This window comes from Bacillus cabrialesii, from assembly GCF_004124315.2.
GTDB lineage: Bacteria > Bacillota > Bacilli > Bacillales > Bacillaceae > Bacillus > Bacillus cabrialesii.
In genome coordinates, this window is the sequence record NZ_CP096889.1 from 2033530 (window position 1) to 2055482 (window position 21953).

Sequence of the window (21953 nt, forward strand, 5' to 3'; positions counted from 1 at the left end):
TCCCTATAGTTTGTTGACGGCTCCCATAATCTCGCTCAATTCATCAAGCGTTAAATCTTCATCAGTGAAATCAGATGCGCTCCACTCTCGGCTTTCTTTGCCTGTACAATGCTCAAGGATGTTTTCCAGTGCCTGTTTAAAATGCCCGGCAAATGTTTGGATTGTTTTTTCCTCGAATTGAAGCCTGTTATAGATGATGTGCATGTTCAGGCACCCAGAAGAAACGGCGCCGCTGATATCCAGTGCATAAGGCCGCTCCCAGTTCGGGCTGATCTCATTTTCTGGCTTGATGTCAGAAACCTCAAAGGCTTTTGATTGAATATCCTGATCAAACTGGCCTAAATAATTAAAGCTGATTTCCGGGCTGTTTTTCTCAGAGCCCCATCTTTTGCTGATATATTTCAGCACACCGTAGCCTGCGCCTTTATGCGGTATACGGTGCAGCATATCTTTTGTCTGTTTAATGAGATGGCTCAGCCGCTCATCGTTGTTCTTATGATCAGAATCGCTCATATCAAGCCACACAGGATAAATAGAGGTGAACCAGCCGACTGTTCTGCTAATGTCAATGTCCTCAAGATATGACTCCCTTCCATGGCCCTCCATGCTGATTTTAAACTGGTCAGAGCCCGTCCATTGCTGCAAAGCAAGGCCTAAAGCTGTCAGCAGGATATCATTCATCTCCGTGCTGTATGCTTTATGTGCAGCCGTTAACAATAATTCGGTGTGATGGCGGGACAGCTCAAAATCAATCACTTCTGTCTCTTTGAATGTGTTAGGCGCTGCGTCATTGTCTTTAGGAATAGGTTGAATGTGACGGTTCTCACGCTCATCCCAATACGCTGCTTCGCGATGCATCTGGCGGCTTTTAGCATAGTCAGCTATTTTTTGTGAATACGTTAAATATGAATCTGTTTTTTGCGGCAGATGAATAGATTCTCCTGTGACTGCCTGTTTGTAAGCTGTTGAAAAATCCTCGAACAATATGCGCCATGATACTGCATCAATAACCAAGTGATGAATCGTCAGAAACAAATGGTCACCATTCTCGGTTCTAAACAATCCAGTGTGAAGCAAGGGGCCGGTTTCCAAACAAATATGCTTCTGCATCTGGCTGGCTGTTTCCTTAATCCTGTTACGTGCTTCTGTTAAGTTACCCTTTACATCAAACAGTTCAAGAGCATATAACTCATCATCTGGAAGATCAATCCCTCTATTCAACTGCACCGGCTGGCCATCTTCATATTTGCATACGATTCTCAGCGCGTCATGATGAGTCACTAGGCTTTTTAGCACCTTTCTAAGCGCAATCTCATCAAATCGTTCAGCCCGGTAAAGCATAACTGACTGGTTAAAATGATGGGTTTCCAGAGATTGAGAGAAAAACCATTGCTGGATAGGCGTCCAAGTGATCTCGCCCTCGACCGGGCCTTGGTCAATGACGTGCACGGCTTTTCGAACCTGAGCGGACAGGTCGCCAAGAGTCTGATGTTCAAACATCTCACGTACTGTCGTTTCGAATCCGCGCTGCTTCAGTCTGGCACAAACTTGCAGCGCTTTAATAGAATCTCCGCCCAACTCAAAGAAATTGGCGTTTACGCCCAGCTCATCCACATCAAGAAGCTCCTCCCAAATTGCAGCCATCACCTTTTCAATCTCATTTCTTGGGCTGATATCATCAGCAGGATAAGCGTGTTTTTCAGGTTCAGGCAGGGCTTTCTGATCAAGCTTTCCATTAACAGTAAGCGGGATGCTGTCAATCTGTATCAAACGGGCGGGCAGCATAAAGTCTGGCAGCATGGTTTTTAGAGAAGCACGAATATGTGATGTATTCGCGGCCTGTTGATCTTTTGTCACCATGTATGCATAAACAGCTGTTTGTCCTTGCTCATCTGCTCTTGTAATGACAGCTGCCTCTTTAATAATCGGATGCTGAAGAAGAGCCGCTTGAATTTCACCCAACTCGATACGGTGCCCTCTGACTTTAACCTGATCATCAATGCGGCCTAAGTATTCCAGCTCGCCATTTGACAGGCGTTTAGCAAGGTCTCCTGTCCGGTATAATCTGTCCCCCGGAAGATAAGGATTGGGTACAAAACGGTCAGCGGTCAGCTCAACTCTGTTGAGATATCCCCGTGCCACGCCTTCACCGCCTATATAAAGCTCCCCTGGAACTCCAATCGGCTGCAGGTTCATATGAGCATCCATCACATAAGCCTGCAGAGTTGAAAGAGGCCGTCCGATATTGCTTCTGTTTTTGGCAATGTCAGCTGCGGACAATTTTTTGAATGTTACATGCACTGTTGTTTCTGTAATTCCGTACATATTGATCAGATCAGTATGAGGATATTTATCATTCCAGCTTTGAAGCATGCCTGGCTGTAAAGCTTCGCCGCCAAAAATGACGTATCGGATGTTTAATCGATCCGAATGGTTTTGATCTTCATGCATCAGGCCGTAAAAAGCTGTCGGGGTCTGATTGAGCACAGTAACGCGTTCTTTTTTTAACAATAATCGGAATGCCTGAGGGTCACGGGCTGTTTCCTTAGAGACCACGACTAGCGTACTTCCGTTCAATAACGCACCAAACATTTCCCATACAGAGAAATCAAAGCAATAGGAATGAAAGAACGTCCAGACGTCTTCATGGCCAAATTCAAAAGGCAGGTTTTGATGCTTTAAGAGACTGATTACATTGCGGTGCTCGACAATGACGCCCTTTGGCTGGCCAGTCGTTCCGGATGTGTATATCACGTATGCCGGCTGATCCGCTAGGGTTTCTTGAATTTTATAATCAATCGGAATTGAGTCGTTTTCGCCTTCATCGATATACAAAATATGACCGTTGTAGTCTGGAGGTTTGATTTGACCGCGCTCTGTCAGCAACATTTCTGCCCCGCTGTCATTGAGCATAAAGCTCATACGTTCCTGAGGATATTCAGGATCAATCGGCAAATAGGCCCCCCCAGCTTTTAAAATCGATAAAACGCCAATGACCATATCAGGTGACCGATCGAGCATCAGCCCGACGATATCTCCAGTGCTGATTCCTTGTTTGATCAGCATAGCAGCTGTCCGCTCTGCTTTTTCATTCAGCTCTCGATAAGTAAGCTGAGAGTCGCCGCACACCACTGCGAGATGCTCCGGATGCTCAGCGGCTTTTTTTTCAAATAAGCTTACAATGTTTTCGTTTCTCGGGAATGCCGCATACTGTCCCATTTCTTCAACGAGCAAATTGCGCTCTGCAGCAGGAAGCAATTGGATATCCGAAATTCTCATCTCGGTATCCGCCATTACACTTTTTAACAGCTCAATGAAATAGGATGCCCACCGTGCAATGGTCTCCTTTTCAAAAAGAGCAGTGCTGTATTCAAAACGGCAGCGAATTCCGCCCGAATGCTCCTCAGCGTGTAATGTCAAATCGAATTTAGATATATCATGTTTTGGAGTGACAGACGAAATCGATAAACCTGGCACTTCGAACTGGAAATCTTCACTGCTTTGAAGCACGAGCATCGCATCGAACAGCGGGTTGCGGTTTACCTCTCGATGTGTATGGAGCTTATCTGCCAGCTCCTCAAAAGGATAATCTTGATGCTCATAAGCCGTCAGAGCCAGGTGGCGAATGTCCTGCAAATACGAGCTGAACGTTTTGTGGCCTTCGGGCTGGCTGCGCATCGCCAACGTATTGACGAACATTCCGATGACGCGTTCCAGATCGGCGTGCGGTCTTCCGGCAGCAGGCGAGCCGACAACAATATCCTCTTGCCTGCTTAGCTTGGATAGCAAAATAGAATAAACAGCCAGAAGGATCATATACAACGTTGTTCCCGTTTCGGCCATTAAATGACGCAGCTCATCCGCCATGTCTTTATCAATGTGTACTTCGATTGTTCCGCCGCTGAAATCAGGGAGGCGCGGCCTTGTTTTATCAATCGGTAAATCTAATACAGGAAGACTCCCGCCTAGCTGATTGAGCCAGTAGGCCTCCTGTTTCTTGTATAGCTCTTTCGGGTACTTCTCTTGCTGCCAAACAGCAAAATCCTTATAATGCAGGTTTAAATCTGGCAGCTCTTTTCCGCAATATAAGTCAGTAAATTCTTGGACTAAAGTGCTCATCGAGACACCATCAGCAATAATATGATGCATATCTAGCAGCAAAAAGCCGCGTTTATTGCCCATCGAAATGACACAAGCTCTAAAAAGCGGACCGGACGATAGATCAAACGGTTTGATAAAGGACTCAATTGCAGACTCAAGCATTTTTTCTGATTCCATTTCAAGCTCTTTCAGATCAACATCCATCTCTGGATAAATGATCTGCACGGGCTCGCCTTTATCAAGCTCAAAAACAGTCCGCAATGCTTCATGCCGATTCACAAGTACTGTGAGAACGCTTCTCAGCCGCTGGCGATCCAGATCTCCGTTTAATTCAAGTACAGCGGGCATGTTATAGCCTGTGCTGTCATCTGCCAGCTGATGAAGAGCATATAATCGTTTTTGCGAGAAAGACAGCGGATAGACATCTCTATGAACCGCAGGCTCAATCTGTGTAAAAACATGTTCTTTTAAGCTCATCAATTTGACTGCCATGCTTTCAATCGTCGGGTTAGAAAAAACCTCACTGAGCGGCAGCTCGACATTTAGCTTTTTATGTATTCTTGAAACCAGCGCGGCGGCTTTTAAGGACTGTCCGCCTAACTGAAAGAAATCATCACGAATGCCGATTTGCTGTTTATTCAGCACATCCTCCCAAATGTGTGCGAGATCCGCTTCGATTAAAGTCCGGGGCGGCATATAGGTGAGGCTCGCATTGCTTTCTGGTTCAGGAAGTGCTGACCGGTCAAGCTTTCCGCTGGATGTTAATGGCATCCGGCTGATGTTGATCATACTTGCGGGAATCATATAGGACGGCAGTGTTCCGGCAAGATGCCGATACAAATCCGGGAGACTGTTTCCCTTTTCCGATACGATATAAGCAACGAGCTCCTTTTCCTCAGCAGAAACATCCCGGGCCAGCACCGCTGCTTCCTTTACACCTGGTGCCTGTCGAAGAACCGTTTCAATCTCTCCTAGTTCAATGCGGTAACCCCTGATTTTCACTTGATCATCAAAACGGCCGACATATTCAATCGTTCCATCCGGCAAAAATCGGCCTGCATCACCTGTTCGGTATACACGATCCCCTTCAAGGAACGGGTGATAAAAAAAGGCTTTCTCTGTCAGCTCCGGCTGTTTGTAGTATCCTCTGGCAAGACCCGCGCCGGAAATGCACAGTTCGCCCGCCGCGCCGATCGGCTGCATTTGATTTCCGTGTAAAACAGATACTTTCGTGTTTGCAATGGGGTGTCCGATCGTGATCCTCTCTTTTTCGTTCAATTGACGCAAAATGGTTGTTGCCACACTGTTTTCTGTGGGTCCGTATTCATTTGCCAATTCTGCAGAAGGACAAATCTTTTGACTCATCTCAAGCAGATCAGGCGTGACCGCTTCACCCGCAAATGTCACAATCCGAAGACTTTTTGCATCCTCTGCAGTCATCACTTCCAATAACACCCGGTACAGAGAAGGAACAATGATCATGTGACTGACCTTATAGCATGCTATCTTTCTCTTAAGGGCCAGCACATCCTTTGCTTCGTCATCCGTTGTCAGCAGTACGCACGCACCGGATAAAAGCGGGGTAAACAAGCTCGTCACACAGCCGTCAAACACATATGAAAACAAATGGAGGGATATATCCTGTTCGGCCATGCCATACTCTTCCCGTCTCCATTGCAGTGTATTGGCAATACCTTGATGATCAACGAGAACACCTTTTGGCCGCCCTGTCGTTCCCGACGTATAGATTAAATAGGCAAGATCACCAGACGGCACATCTGGAGCCGCTGTTTGGTGCCTTTCTGTACGTTCTATCGGTATCATTTCCCCTTCATAGTGCGGCGGGATGAATGTTATAAGGTCTTCTTCTATCAGTAATTGAGCCGCTTGACTGTCCTTCAGCAGGAAAGAAAGACGTTCTTCTGGAAAATTTGGATCAAGCGGCATATAAGCGCATCCTGCTTTCCAAATCCCAAGTAAAGCCGCAGGCATTTCCATTGACCGGCCCATCATCACAGCGACGATATCTCCAGGTTCAGCGCCTTTTTCTATCAGGGTGTGCGCAATCTGATTGGCTCTTCCATTTAATTGGCGATAGGTCCAGCATTCGTCTCCCATTTTCAATGCAGCAGCTTCAGGTGTTTTGTGAGCTTGTTCCTCGAACAATTGGGAGATCGTTTTGTTTGCATAAAGACGCTCTGTTTTGTTAAACAATTGGATAACCTGTTGCTCCTCCGGCGGCACGATATTGATGTCACTGACGGCAATATCGGGATGTGTGACAATACAATCCAGAGCTTGCTTTAGATGGCCCTGAATCCGCAGCATCTCTTCACGTTCGAAAACGGCTGCGTTGTAGCTGAATTTGATATAAAATGATTCTCCCGGAACGATAACGATATTAAAGTCGTAATTGGTTTGCTCCGACATTGAAATGTCACCCAGCTTCAACGCCTTTTCCTCATTCTCGCTCTCAATGCGTAATGCCTGATCAAGCTGTACAGGATAATTTTCAAAGACAAAAATATGATCGATCAACCCTTGCTTCAATGGACTATGGTTTTGAATGTCATAAAGCGGGTAATACCCATGCTGTTCAGATGATAAAATATCCTCCTGCACGGCTTTGACCAGCGAAGAAAACGTCATGCCCTCCGCAGATTGAATTCGCACTGGGACCGTATTAATAAACAAGCCGACCATTGATTCAATCCCGTCAATCGCTGACGGGCGTCCTGATATAACGGAACCAAAAACTGCATCATCAGCTGCGTTGTATCTGTGCAGAAGCACGCCCCAAATACTCATAAACAACGTGTTTAGTGTAACTCCCCAATTCTGGGCGGCCTCTGTCAGTTTCTTAACCATTTCCGGTGTTAAAGAAAAGCTGATCTGAGCAGCTATATAATCCCCGTTCTCTGGGCGGCGCTTTATCCGGGGAATAGTAGCGGTATTGCCGTATTCCTCCAAATATCCGCTCCAGTAAGCGGCAGTCTCTTCTTGATTTTGTTCTCCAAGCCATTCAATATAACGGCTGTACGGTACCGTGCTGCCAAGCTGCACAGGCCTGTTATTGCTGAGTGAATCATACATGCTGAAAAACTCTTTAAGAATAATGCCGAGACACCAGCCATCCATGATGATATGGTGATGTGTCCATACACACGTATATTTGCTGTCGCCTCTATCAAAAAGGGCAAGACGCATTAATGGATCTTTTTGCAAATCAAATCCTTTATCCCGATCCTCGGTCATAAAAGCATCAATCAACGTCTGCTGTTCATGATCAGCCAGATGAGAAAAATCTTCTCTATACACTGTCAATTCGCGTTTTGACAAGACTACCTGCTGCGGCCCTGTAAGATCTGGTACTTCTTTAATAAAAATCGTTCTGAAAATATCATATCGGGAGACAAGAAGGTTTAAGCTCTTTTGAAACGAGTCGATGCATAGATTCCCCGTGATCGTAAACGAGGTCTGTTCGACATAGGCTTTTGAGCTGAAATCCATCAGTGAATGAAACAGCATTCCTTCCTGCATGTGCGATAACGGATAAATATCTTGAATTTGTGCCGATTGTGCCATCAATTCCACACACCTTTTCAAAAGTTAAAGATCTTTTACAAGATTTTCGATGCTAGATAATGCAGACAACGTTAATTCCTTATTGCTGAAATCACTCAGCGTTTTTTCGCGTGCTTTTTTCTGCGAGCAATGCTCAATCGTCTCGATAAGATGCCTGTGAAAACGATCCATAAAACACTCAATTGTGTGTTTGCTGAATACTTGGGTGTATACCGCTTTTACTTGAAGCCGTCCGTCTGTAATGAGAGCATTGATGTCCAGCTCATATTCTCGTTCTCTCTCACCCGCTATTTCGTAACGAGGCTGGTAATATGATAATTGAAACGTTTCAGCTTCCTTCTCTTCGCTAAATTGGCCAAGATAATTAAAGCTGACCTCAGGCTCTTTATGCGGCAGTTCTCCTTTGTGTGTTAACAATCCGTAACCAGTTCCTTTGTTCGGCACTCTTCTAAGCATATCTTTTGTCGTCTTAATTCGGTAAGCAAGCTGATCCTCGAAAGGCTCGGGAATACTCATGTCCAGCAGAATAGGATAAATGGAAGTAAACCAGCCAACTGTACGTGAAATATCAATATTTGGCGCATGCCCTTCTCTTCCGTGTCCCTCAGTGCTGATCACGATTTGGTCATGCCCTGTCCATTCAGAAAGCGCCAATCCTAAAGCCGTAAGCAAAAGCTCGTTGGCATCAGTGCCATAGGCTTTCTGAGTTTCAAACAGCAATTTTTCAGTCCAGTCCCCGGATAGTGCAAACATCGAGCTATCACTGTTCAATTGCAGTCTGTCCGGCATATTCTCCGTGTCCTTAGGCAGAAAAGCAGTGTGAGCGTCCAAAATCGTTTGCCAATACGGTTTTTCTGCAAGCAATTGTTTGCTTTCAGCTATTTGTGCAAGACCACTGGCGTAGGACAAATAAGAATCGGTTTTGGGCGGCAGTTGGACCTCTTGTTTTTCTAAAGCCTGCTGGTATGCTGCCGCTAAATCCTCAAGCAGAATTCTCCATGAAACGCCATCGATCACAAGATGGTGAAGCGCAATCAGAAGATGATCCCCTTCTCCCGTTTTAAACAAACCTGCTTGCAGCAGAGGCCCGTTTTGTACATTCATTTTGCTTTGAATGACGGTTTCCTCTGCGGATAGTTTTTCATCAAGATGAGTTCTTTCCAGCAATTCTTTTTTCCAATCTGCGATGTGAAGGCCGAACAGTTCATAATCCTTGTGATTTATTCCGCGATTATACTGAACGACATGGCCGTTTTGGTCTCGTTGAAAAACCATGCGAATTGCATCATGATGCTCGGTTATTTTACGCAGCGCTAGACGAAGCGCGTTAGCATTAAATCCTTTTTCACTGAAAAGCATGACGGACTGGTTGTAATGATCGTGAAAAGCATGAGCCTGTCCGAAAAATCTTCGCTGAATCGGGGTGAGGCCAGCTTCACCTTCCGCAGGTCCCTGGTCCGCTTGAGTTGCCGATGGTTTGATATGTCCGCTTAGTTCCTGAATTGTTGGATAACGGAATAAGTCGCGTATTGTCATGCTCCAGCCTTCAGCTGCCAGCCGTGCTGCCACTTGTAATGCTTTAATTGAGTCTCCGCCAAGCTCAAAAAAGGAATCGTGAATGCCGACTCGTGACAAGCTCAGTACATCTTCCCATATATACGCCATCGTTTTTTGCATGTCGTTAACTGGTGCGGTATATGGGCGCGACAACACATTATTTGGAGCCGGCAAGGCATTTCTGTCCAGCTTTCCATTTAGGGTCAGCGGCATATTTTCTAAAGGAATCAGATGCGCAGGAACCATATACGCTGGGAGCTCCTTTGTTAAAGCAGCACGGAGAGCATTCGTATTGACATCTGAAGGCACAATATATGCTGCCAAACCAGCATGTCCATTCTTATCATGCTGAACGGTAACAGCAGCTTCTCTGACAAGCCCCGTTTGAAGCAGAACACTTTCAATTTCTTCTGTTTCAATTCTGTATCCATTTATCTTCACTTGATAATCCATTCGGCCAAGAAGCCGGATCGTTCCGTTTGGAAGCAAGCAGGCTCGATCGCCGGTTCTGTACAGTCTCTCTCCTGAGACAAATGGATTTTCTGTAAATTTCATTTGTGTTAAGTCAGGTTTATTATGATAGCCTTTCGCAACACCTGCCCCGCCGATGCACAGTTCGCCTGCAACGCCAATAGGCTGAATTTGACCAGTCTGGCTAAGTACGTACATACGTACATTTGGCAGCGGGCTGCCGATTGGTACGTTATCTCCCGTCCACTCTTCTCCCATACTTGTTTCATAAAAGCTCGAATCAATCGTTGCCTCTGTGACACCATAGCTATTGATGATGCGCATGCTTTGGCCAAAGCGTTCTGTTAATGTTTTGAAATCTTGAGCTTTCACCATGTCAGAACCAAGAATCAGTATGTCTAAGTCAGGAAGCTTGAGCTGGTTGCGGTATATATACTCCATCACCGGAATAATGAGAGCAGGTGTGGACTCCATCATCGTGATTCTCTTAGAGCTCATGATTTTATATATTTCAGCAGGTTCCAGGCGCTTTTCATCCGGGCAAACGATGAGAGTCCCGCCGTTGGTCAATGTTCTTGCCAAATCTCCTGAGAAGACATCGAATGAAAAGCTCGCGATTTGGAGCAGTCTGACAGGCTTCTGATCCAATTCGTAAATTTGACGCCACGCAAGAGCAGCATGAGTAAAGTTACGATAGGTGACAATAACACCTTTAGGCGCACCTGTAGTTCCTGACGTATAAATGATATATGCTGCATCTTCAGGAGCAGGTGATAAGTTAAGGTTACAGCTATTTTCTTCATATGAGACTTCATCATCAAGGCAGATGTGGGACATCTCAGATTCAGATGTGTTTGAAATCAAATGCTTCAATTCCTGTTGTAAAAGAAGAATATCTGCTCCGCTATCACGAAGAATGTATTCAATGCGAGCTTTTGGGTAGTGTGAATCGATTGGGATATACACTCCGCCAGCTTTCATCACTGCCAGTACTCCAACAATTGCATCAATGGACCGCTTGGCTAAAACAGCCACAGTTGGTCTCGTCCCTTTTCTTCTTTGCAATGTCCGCGCCAGCCGATTGGCTTTTTCATTTAGAAGCCGATAGCTAATCTCTGTTTCATCATCAATAACAGCTATATGTTCTGGTGTTTCTTCAGCTCTTGCTTCAAATATGCGATGAAATGCGGTATCTTTTTTAGAAAATTCAACTTGAGTTTTGTTGAATTCAGTAAGTATTTTTTGTTTTTCTTTTTCACTAAGTATGTTTATTTGTGAAAGTCTTGTTTCAGGATTAGAAATGGCCGCATGCAGAAATTCAATAAAATGAGCTGCCCAGCGTTTCATCGTAGCTTTCAAAAATACTTCTGTACTGAATTCCAATTCAAAGCAAAGGGCACCATCTGTTTCCGTTGCTATTAACGTGATATCGAATAAAGAAATGTGCTGTGCGACATTGGCATCCCGGACTTTTACCTCTTCCAGTTTCACGTCCTGCTTTTCCATATTTTGAAGGATGAACATCGCATCAAATACTGGATTCCGGCTCATATCCCGTGTTAATTGAAGTTTATCGACAAGCTCTTCGAACGGATAATCCTGATGTTCATAAGCTTCCAATGCAGTCTCACGCACTTCCTGCAAATACTGCACAAACGGCTTTTCGCCCTCCGGGCGTGCCCGAAGCGCCAGCGTGTTCACAAACATGCCGAGTATCGGCTCAAGATCCTTGTGCGGCCGGCCGGCAATTGGCGATCCGACAATGATATCTTCCTGGCCGCTTAAGCGCGACAATAACGCTGTGTAGGCCGCAAGGAGCACCATGTACAGTGTGCTTCCGTTTTCCCGTGCCAGCTTGTGAAGCCCTGATGCGGCCTCTTGATCAAGCGTAAAGGAGACCTTGTCACCCGCGAAGCTCCGCACCGGCGGGCGGGTATGATCAGCCGGAAGATCCAGCACCGGCAGCTCGCCCTCGAGCTGCTTCAGCCAGTACGTCTCCTGCGTCTGGTACGCGTCTCCTTTTTTATATCCTTCCTGCCATACGGCGTAGTCTTTATATTGAATGGGAAGCGCCTGAAGGGTCCGGTTGTTGTACAGCTCCCCGAATTCCCGAATCAGAATGTTGACGGAAACACCGTCTGATATAATGTGATGCATATCAACCAGCAACAGGTGCCGTTCACCTGATACCTTTACGATTTGGGCACGGAACAGCGGAGCTTGGCTGAGATCAAACGGTTTGATAAACGCGGCTGCCGCTTCCTGTTCGGTTTGCTCGCCGAGGACTGCTGTCTGTAATGCAAACGGCACCTCGTCATGGATGCGCTGCACCGGCTCGCCGCCGTCATCCTGTTCGAAGGATGTCCGAAGCGACTCGTGGCGCTTGATCAGCTCTTTGAAAGCCCTGTCCAGCCTTTCGGGATCGAGCTTCCCTTCCAGTTCTAATACAGCCGGCATATTGTAGCCTGTCCCTCCGTCCTCCAGCTGCTGAAGGACATAAATCCGCTTTTGGGCAGAGGAAACCGGATAGGTATCACGCTGTTCCGCCGGTTTCATTGCTTCATATGGACTGCCCGTTCCTTCACGGATAACAGAAGCCAGCCCTTCTACCGTCGGATGGGCAAACACATCTTTCAGCGGGACCTGTACATCGAACTCTTTTGAGATCCGGGACACAAGCGCCGTTGCTTTTAGAGAATGTCCTCCGCGGTCAAAGAAGTTGTCGTGAATCCCGACAGGGCCGTTTTTCAGCACGTCCTCCCACAGCTGGGCAAGCTTCATCTCGGTCACATTTCTCGGCGCCGTGTAAGTCTCCGCATCTGCAGCTCCGCCAGGAGCTGGCAGGGCGTTTCGGTCCAGTTTCCCGCTTGGGGTAACCGGCCACTGTTCCATCTCTATCATATGGGCTGGGATCATGTAGCTCGGCAGCAGTCTTTCAAGCTGCGTCCGCACTTCGTTTCTTCTTAGTCCTTCTGCATAGGCACATAATTCCGGCTCGCCGCTGTCTGTCCGTACGGTAACGGCTGCATCCCTGATGCCCTCTATGCCTCTTAGCACCGCTTCAATTTCTCCGGGCTCAATCCGGTAGCCGCGGATTTTCACCTGATCATCCGTGCGGCCGAGGAATTCAACATGCCCGTCAGGGAGCCAGCGCGCCAAATCCCCGGTTTTGTACATGCGTTCACCTGGATAAAACGGGTCCTCAAGAAAACGCTCCTCCGTTAATGCCGGCCGATTCAAATAGCCTCTGGTAACACCCGCTCCGGCAATGTACAGTTCGCCGGCAACACCGCAAGGCTGTACGGCTAAATGCGGATCTAAAACATACAAACGCGCACCGGGTACGGGCTTCCCGATCGGAATCCGCAAGCGACCCCTGTCCCGCTCTGGGTCCAACACATAAAATGCCGCGTCTACCGTTGCTTCTGTCGGTCCGTACCCATGGATCAGCGATACATGCGGCAATAAAGAAGCAAAACGGGCTGCCATATGGGGCGCAAGCGGTTCACCTCCGGCGAATACACGTTGCAAGCTTGTCATGTCACTCAGCCTTTCGATTTCCGCTTGATCCAAAAAGCTGTTCAGCATAGCCGGAATAAAATGAACCGTTGTCACCTTTTCCTGATGAATGGCTTTTACGATCAATGCCGGATCTTTCTCCCAGCCGGGCGGAAGCAGATAAGCCGAAGCGCCGGCAAGCGACCACCAAAACAGCTGCCACACAGATGCATCAAAGGAAAAAGAGGTTTTCACCATGACAATGTCATCTTCCTGAAGCGGAAACTGGTGCTGCATGCCGGTCAGAAAGGAAACAGCCTGGCGGTGCTCAACGGCCACTCCTTTTGGCTGTCCGGTAGAGCCTGATGTATAAATGACATAGGCGAGAGAACCGCCGTCAGCAGGAACAAATACATGATTTTCTGCTTTTTCGCCCGCAAGAGATGCCATGTCAACTTCAAGCGTTTCGCCAGAAAAGTTCGGCACGGAGCATCCCGGCTGTGTCAGCAAGAGCGCTGCCCCGCTGTCTTTCAGCATGTAGCTCAGCCGCTCCTCTGGATACGCAGGGTCAAGCGGCAAATAGGCCCCGCCTGCCTTCAATACAGCAAGTACAGCGATCAGCATGTCGGGTGACCGCTCAGACAGGACACCGACAATGCTTTCCTTCGTGATGCCGCGCGCCGCGAGGTGAGCGGCCAGCCGGCTGGCATACATGTCAAGCTCAGCGTACGTCAGCGAACCGCCGGAAAATCGAATGGCCGTCCGCTCCGGTGTGACAGCTGCATGTCGTTCAAACAGTCCGTGCAGGGTTGGGGCTTCAGGTGAAACTGCTATCGTCTTGTTAAACTCATACAACAATTTTTGTTTTTCTCTTACGTCAGTCATATCTAATTCTTTTATCAATTTGTGAGGATGTTGAAGGGCGTTTTCCAGTAACATAAGCAGATGGTTCTGTATTCGTTTAATATCCTCAAGAGAAAACAAGGTATTTTGATAGTCGAAATTTAAATGTATGGTTCCGGTGTCTATCCGTTCCTGTATCTGAACAGAAAGCTCATTCGCGGTGTATCCGCTAAAATAAAGCGCCGTTTCATAATCAAAACCGTCAGCATTGTGCCATTGGAGCGGCTGATACTGCATAGATATACCAATAAGGTTGTGTAAATCTTTCTGTTCTTTTCTTAATTCATTCACCAGCAAATTATAAGGAAACCGTTGGTGGCGCATAACGGAAAGCTGTTCCCTGCCTACTCTGCGGACAAAGGAAAGAAAATCCGTGTCAGGATCAACCGTTATTCTGATGGGAAGAGAACTGACGAACATACCGAGCATTTCTTTTTCAGCCTTTGACCCTCTGTTGCCATAGTAGGTGCCAATGGCAAGGTCTCTTTTAGATGTGAGCCGGCTGATGCATATGTAAAATGAAGCCATAAATAAGGAAATGATATTGATCTTGTGTTCTTCGCAAAAGATTTGAATCTTTTGCCCTAGATGAGGTGAAAGTGTGATGGTATCTCTTGATGCGGATGTGCTCTGTTTTTGTAAGGACGTCTGACCAGCTAACGAATGATATTCCGGCGGCTGCTGAAAGGTTTGAGTCCAAAATAAACGGTCCTTTACAAAACGTGAAGATTGTAGATATTGACTCTCTTTTTCGATGTAGCTCAAGTAAGAAGGTTCAGGGTGATCAGGTAAAGAATCTTGCTTTTTCATTTTTTGATAAAGATCTATAATTTGATTCCCCATCACGTTTAAGGAGATGCCGTCCATTATGATATGATGGAATTTCGCAAACAGCCACACCTCGTGAGTGTGTATTCTGAGGATGCAAAATTGATAAAGAGGCGAGTTGAACAGTTTAAATGGAATTCTGGCTTGATCTTGTATCCACTGCTCTATTTCTATCATTTCAACATTTGAAAAATCTATTATTTCAAGTGGAGTATATTTATATTCAGTAAGGCACAGTCGCGGTTCAGGCTCTTCTCCTTCCAGCAGCTGAAACCTGATGGCGTCATTGCGGGAGATGGAATGATTCAGCGCTTCCTCTAGAGCCTCAAGGTCAATATTGCCTCTTAATTTCACACAGGCTGTGAGATTGCAAATGCTGGTGCCTGGATCCAGCAGTTCGGTAAACCACACTCTCCTTTGGGCATGGGTTAAAGAATAAGTATGTTCGTTCAACGGATTCCCTCCAGTTCTCATAATAAGAGGATAAGAAAAAAGTAGAAAAATGACAATAAAAGAAATTATATGACTATATAATCCATATATGCACTATATTAACGGATATTTTTTAAAGTACAATAAAAAATATTAAATTTTTATAACTTTTTTTTGAATATAGTATTATTTCTTTAATTTCCGTTTCGTTTTTTAACAAATTTTTGAACATAAAGTGATAAAAGCACCGTTTTCAGTAGGGTCTTACACACTATTTTTTCACTTGCACTAATTTGCTGCTCCATGTTATCTTTCTATTTGTTGTCAGATGGGATTGGATCGTTATTGCAGGCATAAAAAAACCTGTTTTCGCTTGAAAACAGGTTTGAAGCTATTATTGGTTTGCCAAGATGACAGCGATTTGGTCCTCAATATCTTTTCCGTCCTCGTCATCAATCAATCCGTTCAAAAGAATTGAAAAAACAAGTTTTTTTCCGCTCTTGGTTTCTGCGTACCCGGATAAAGAGCTGACCGTAGTTAGCGATCCGGTTTTAGCCCTTACTTTTCCTTGTGCAGGAGTGTCTTTCATTCGATTTCTCAGTGTTCCGCCTATCATTCTGTCACTATGGCCCGCAACAGGCAGAGAATTTAGATAAGGTGAGAACCATTTTTCATCTTGAATGTCATATAACAGCTGTGAGATTTGATCTGAGGATATAGCGTTGATATGAGAGACTCCTGATCCATCCCTTAATACAAATGATTTGGGATCAATACCAAATTTCGGAAGCGTACTGTTTAATACTTCGAGTCCCTTTTCCCAGCTGCCCTCTTCTTTTTTCACTTTCCCCATTTCTTTTACGAGCACTTCAGCATGTCCGTTATTGCTTAATTTCATAAACGGTACAAATAGTTTCGACAAAGGCATTGAATTATGAGAGATCAACACGTCTGAGGAATCAGGCGCAGCGCCCGTCATGACCTTCCCTTTTACAGTAATCCCTTGCTTTTTTAGTGCTTGCTTAAATAAATCCAAAGCATATCCCGCGGGCTCCCAAACGGCAATCCATTCCTTTGTCTCGCTTGCGTCAACCGGTACACTCCCTTCAATTGAGACTGTGTTTGTCCCATGCTCTCTTTCAATTGTGAGCTCTTTTTTTTGACCGGCACCAGTCGTTTCGGCATCGTTCTTAACCGTTACATAATCCGTTTTTGGAGAGACAGAAACAGCGGGCTTTTCCCCTTCTTTTTTACCCGGAGTGACCTCTACTATCACAGTGCCTGCATCATAGTCTTCATTCGGAGACGCTGTTAAAGCCGAGATTTGCGCGCCGTAATACGTGTACTCATCACTCCACGGCGTATCAGGTGATAATCGGATGTCATCATACCACGTATCATCGCTGATCAGATTGCCTTTAATCACTTTCACGCCGAACTGTTTCAATTTCTCAGCCATTTCTTCAAAATCAGATGGTAAAAGTGTCGGATCTCCTTTCCCTTTTAAATAAAGGTTTCCATTCAGCTTTTTCCCTTTCAGACTGCCGTCTGTCCGGAGTTCGGTTGTGAAGGAATAGTCTTCGCCAAGGACAGAAAGTGCCGCGGCCGCTGTCAAAAGTTTCAGAGAAGAGGCGGGCCTCATTCGAATGTCTCCTGAATGTTCATATAGAACAGCGCCTGTATCCAGAGAGCGAACAGTGATGCCAGCCATTGCGCCGTCGAGTGCAGGATGTTCGGCTAAAATCTTATCGATCTGTCCGGCAAGCGCATCTTGTTTTTCGACCGCTTGCGCAGCCTGATGCATATAAGGTACCGATGCAACGACGAAAAGCAGCAAAACAGCAACATAAAGCTTTATGCTTTTATTCATAATTTACCCCGCCTCTCTGCGTCTCATCATTGGTTATTGATGATTCAGTTCAATGGTGATACTGCTTTTGGCAGTCGTTTCTTCTCCCGGTTCCAGCACTTGTAAACCAGTCAGTGATGAAGGTAAATCAAGGTTCACAGCGTTTGTCACCCATGTGTAAGGTTCAGGGCATAAATACCCCTGTTTTCCGTCCGCATTGTATACAACCCAATGTTTAAATTGTTCATCTGCCTTATAAACAATACTTATATGTGCCTGCTGATGATAAATGATTGCCTGATTTTCTCCGCCTCTTTTCTGATAAGCGGATAAAAAGACATCATCCAGCTGCTTCTGACGTAAATCCATGCCTTCATGCAATGCTTCTTTATTCGGTACATCCGCCAGCTTCCCAGTCGGCAGCAGGCGTTCATCCAACTCCCATTGCTCATCTGCTGTCAGGGAGAATAGGGAGCTTTCTTCCGGGAACACAAATGTAGTATGATAACCGATTCCCCAAGGAAACGCTTCCTTTCCTTTGTTCATGACCGTCGCATATTTAAATAGAGTATTCCCCTTTAGCGTGTATGTCATCCGAACGACAGCATGATGCGGAAACTGCTTATACACATGAGAAAGCTCTGAAAGATCAATCTCAGTTTCAACGATAACTTCTTCGTCCGTTTGCTTCATTGTCACAACGTCCCACTTTTCCTGATAAAGAAACCCATGAAGATGGTTGTGTTTATCCTTTTCGTTAATATCAAAATGATATGTTCTGCCCCGGAAACTGAATGTACCGTCACTTATGCGGTTAGGCGGAAACAGGATTGGAATGCCGTACAATGTTGGTGTGTCTTGGAAGCTTTCTGCTGTTTCCGGTTCACGCAAAAGCTGGATCTTTGTTATTTTGTCCACGAGAGAAATGACGTTGCTCCCCCACTCGGGGACAACAATCATTTCTAAGTGTTCGTTCCCCGCTTTAATGGCCGGCGTTCCCAAATACGTGATTTTTTCAATAAAGTTTGCCATGTCTACTCAACCTCTCCTTGATTCATCGCTTGTATAAGAATTCAATGTACTGTGCCATATTTCCTCCATTTTATGTTTCCCCTTCCAAATAAAAAAACACCGTTCAAACTCATGAACGGTGTGATTCGGGAGACTATTGGATGAGACGTGTAATTTGTTTCTTTTTCCACACGAATTGATAATACCCATAAATCAACAGCAAACTGACAGCGAACGCAGCCGGATAGCCAACCCAGACGCCAAGTATTTCAAGCTTTGTGTAGTGGGAAAGTACGAACGCAACAGGCACTTCTATTCCCCAGATGGCGAAAATACTGATAACGGTCGGCCATAAAACCGTTCCGCTTGCCCGCATCGTTGCAGAAATAATTTGGGCATTTCCAAACAGCAAATAACTCCACAAAGTAATCATCAAGAGACGGTGCGCGATGTAAAGTGTGTCTTTCTCGGTTAAAAATAAGCCTAAAATTTGCTGTGAAAAAACATAGATCAGGATGATCAGCACACCGCCAATGATATAATTCAGCCAAATCCCGACGCGAATGACCTGCTTTAAGCGGTCAAACTCATTCGCTCCGATCGATTGCGCGGCGAAAATAGACACCGCAATGCCGAGGCTGACGGCCGGCATCTGCACATAGCTGGCTACCTGGTTGACCACACCGTATGCAGCTGTCGCATTAGATCCGTAATGGTTGACGAATGAAATAACCGCTATCTCTGATAATGAGACGAGAATCATGTTAATGCTTGATGGAATCCCGAGGCGCAGCAGAAGAGCCAGTAATTCTTTATCCATTTTCAAATAACGGCGCACTGTTTTATCAAATTGCAGCGGATGGTTTCGTTTTCGCAAATACACCATTAACACGATAAAAGTTGCAATCGTGGAAATGACGGTTGCATATGCGGAGCCGTATATGCCCAGTTTCGCAAAACCGAACATGCCAAGGATTAAGACAGGCAAAAGCGCTATGTTAATGACCGTGCTCACAATCAGCGTATAAAATGGTGTCTTAGAATCCCCTGTACCGCGCAAAAATGTTGTATAAGCAAAATATAAAAACATAAATGGCATAGCGTAAAATAAAATGCGTGCATAGCTGGCGCTGATATGAATGACGTTTTCAGGCGTGCCCATTAAACGAAGAATATCGAGGGTGAAAATACTGCCAATGACAGCTAACACAACCCCTAATAAAAACGTAAATGTGAGCGTCGTTCCGACAACAGCCTTTAACCGCTCCTCATTCTTCGCCCCGTAGGCCTGTCCGATCAGAATCGAACTTCCTGAACCAATCCCTATCGTAAATGAGATTAAAAGAAAAAATAACGGGAAAAAGGATGATACAGCCGCAACGGCATCAACACCAAGCCATCTGCCTACAGCCATCATTCCTACTAACTGGCCGACTGATTGCAGTACATTGCTTAGCAGAAGCGGCACTAAAAAGAGTGACATAGACCGCCAGACAGATGGATTACTTTTCTTCTGGGGTACAAGATGTTCTTGTGATGTTTCCATATTGAAGGCTCCTTTATATAAATTCGTTTGTAAACATGTTCCTATTCTTTTTGACAAAAACAGGATATGCAACATGTTATTATTCATCACTGTCCATATGAAACCCTTCCCGATTCTTCTCATTTTACACATCTTTTTAACTTTCGAAAAATAAACTAGCAAGTAACAGCCTATTTCTTTGTGAATAAAAGAATAAAAAATAATTTATGCAAAAGTGTTGTAATCTATCCGTAATTATTGTAACATTTGTAACATAAGAGAAAGAGATTTCGAAGGAGTGAACCACAATGAAAAAATGTCTTCTATTTCTAACAACGATTGCACTTATTCTGTCATTAAGCACAAATGCATTTGCGAAAAATACATCTGGCGATTTATCACAAAAACAAGCATTGCAGCTGGCATTATCAGCAAGAGAACACTTTTGGAACACAATGAGCGGACATAATCCAAAAGCGAAAAAAGCAGTTTGCCCTTCAGGTACATTTGAGTATCAAAATCTTCAATACGTGTACATGTGTAGTGATTTAGGCACTAAAGCAAAAGCGGTAAATTACTTAACTCCTATTTTCACAAAAACAGCAATCGAAAAAGGTTTTAAAGAATATCATTTCACTGTTTCAAAAGGAAAACTTGCGGTTCCAATCGGCGATGGAGACAACCTTTTAAATTGGAAAAAATCAACGGCTAAACTGATCTCTAAAAAAGGCGGCACAGTCACATACGAATTTACCGTTCCTACTTTAGACGGATCACCTTCAGCGAAACGCAAAGTGACTTTTGTAAAAGAAAATAAAGAGTGGAAAGTCAATCAATTTGACGCAGTTATATAAGAAAAAAACGCCCTGCATGGGACTGACCCCCGTTTTTGAGACAGGGATCAAAACACCTTTTAAACAGCCAATTGCCGATAGTTTATCGGTGATTGGTTGTTTAGTTTCGTTTGAATACGAATATTGTTATAATAATGAATGTATTCTGTGACAGTGCGTTCTACGATGGCGGTCGTAGTTCGATCAATGCTGTTAAGATAGAACGTTTCAGACTTTAGTAAGGAATGAAACGATTCGATGGAGGCATTATCAGCGGGCGTCCCTTTGCGGGACATGCTCATGATAATGCCTTTTGTGTTAACAGCTTTTTGATACTCGTAGGATGTATACACAGAACCTTGGTCGCTATGTAACACGCAGTTCTCAGGCAATGTTGGCAGCTGCTCAAGTGTGTCTAAGACAAAGTCTGTGTCCTGCTTATCGCCAATCGTATAAGCAATCACTTCTCCATTGTATAAATCTAATATACTGGAAAGGTACAATTGTTTCTGCCCATAAGGCAAATATGTGATGTCCGTTACTAGTTTTTCAAGAGGGCGATCAGACTGAAAGTTCCGATCCAATATATTATCGACTACGGCATATGGCTGCCCATTCTTCTTACGCTTTTTCACCTTAACCCGGCACTGCCACTGATTTTTCTGCATAATACGTTGAACCGTTTTATGGTTGATACGCATTCCCTTTTTTAAAATGGCTGTGATTTTCCGATATCCATATCGATACTTGTGCTCTCGGCACAACGTACCGATTTGTTTTTCCAAATGTCGCTTGGGATGATCCTTCATCCGATTCTTCTTCCAACGATAATAAGACGCTCGAGAGATACCTAAATGAATACAGATATCCTGCACGGTCATTGTGCTGCGCAATACTTCTACAAGTTCGACTGACGTTTCGCTATCAACTTCCTTTCCAATTCGTTGTACTTTTTTAACACTTCATTCTGTTGTCTTAGATAACAATTCTCTGCCTGCAGTTTCTCTAATTCGGAAGAATACTCCGGACCTTTTCCGTAAGTGTATTGCTTTCCAACAGGCTGTTCGAATCGATGTGTATCACCAGCCTTATGCCATCTAACCCATGTCTGAACCTGTGTCTTATTCTTAATATTCAATTTCTGCATGATCTCTTTCATAGGTACGCCTGCCAATCTCATTTCTACAGCCTTCTGTTTCACTTCAACCGGATAACTCACTCTTGTCCCCATAGAAAAAACACCCCCAAGTCTAATTTCGGATAACAATCATCCGTTTTCAAACTTGAAGGTGTTTTTATTTGTCTCATCTTATGGGGTCAGTCCCCATAAGCGGGCGTTTTTTATTTGGCATAAAGAAAG

General features: G+C 45.0%; 7 protein-coding genes. 1 reads left to right on the top strand and 6 read right to left on the bottom strand.

The window, feature by feature from the left end:
- Nucleotides 1-3 precede the first annotated feature (3 nt).
- From EFK13_RS10135 to EFK13_RS10155, 5 genes are all read right to left on the bottom strand, one after another.
- The gene (locus EFK13_RS10135) at nucleotides 4-7686 is read right to left on the bottom strand and encodes a non-ribosomal peptide synthetase (RefSeq protein ID WP_129505539.1); all 7683 of its coding nucleotides are present in this window, start codon (nucleotides 7684-7686) and stop codon (nucleotides 4-6) included.
- Nucleotides 7687-7710: 24 nt separating this feature from the next.
- Nucleotides 7711-15396: a non-ribosomal peptide synthetase gene (locus EFK13_RS10140; protein ID WP_248894275.1), complete on the bottom strand. Its 7686-nt coding sequence runs from the start codon at nucleotides 15394-15396 to the stop codon at nucleotides 7711-7713.
- 373 nt (nucleotides 15397-15769) lie between these two features.
- A complete protein-coding gene (gene dacB / locus EFK13_RS10145) occupies nucleotides 15770-17245 on the bottom strand; it encodes a D-alanyl-D-alanine carboxypeptidase/D-alanyl-D-alanine endopeptidase (RefSeq protein WP_129505537.1) in 1476 nt (491 codons plus the stop codon).
- A gap of 33 nt (nucleotides 17246-17278) precedes the next feature.
- Nucleotides 17279-18256 (bottom strand): aldose 1-epimerase, encoded by a 978-nt coding sequence (gene galM, locus EFK13_RS10150; RefSeq protein WP_129505536.1) that lies wholly within the window; start codon nucleotides 18254-18256, stop codon nucleotides 17279-17281.
- Between the two features lie 133 nt (nucleotides 18257-18389).
- Nucleotides 18390-19781, bottom strand: a complete 1392-nt coding sequence (locus EFK13_RS10155) for an MATE family efflux transporter (RefSeq protein WP_129505535.1) — start codon at nucleotides 19779-19781, stop codon at nucleotides 18390-18392.
- A gap of 287 nt (nucleotides 19782-20068) precedes the next feature.
- On the opposite strand from EFK13_RS10155, the gene iseA reads away from it, so the two are divergent.
- Nucleotides 20069-20614 carry a DL-endopeptidase inhibitor IseA gene (gene iseA, locus EFK13_RS10160; protein ID WP_129505534.1) on the top strand — a complete coding sequence of 182 codons (546 nt, stop codon included), beginning with the start codon at nucleotides 20069-20071 and terminating at the stop codon, nucleotides 20612-20614.
- Nucleotides 20615-20673: 59 nt separating this feature from the next.
- Here the strand turns inward: iseA and EFK13_RS10165 are convergent.
- A protein-coding gene (locus EFK13_RS10165) for an IS3 family transposase (RefSeq protein WP_129507417.1) occupies nucleotides 20674-21824 on the bottom strand; the annotation gives its coding sequence in 2 pieces (ribosomal slippage) (nucleotides 20674-21551 and nucleotides 21551-21824; 1152 coding nt in all).
- Nucleotides 21825-21953: the final 129 nt, after the last annotated feature.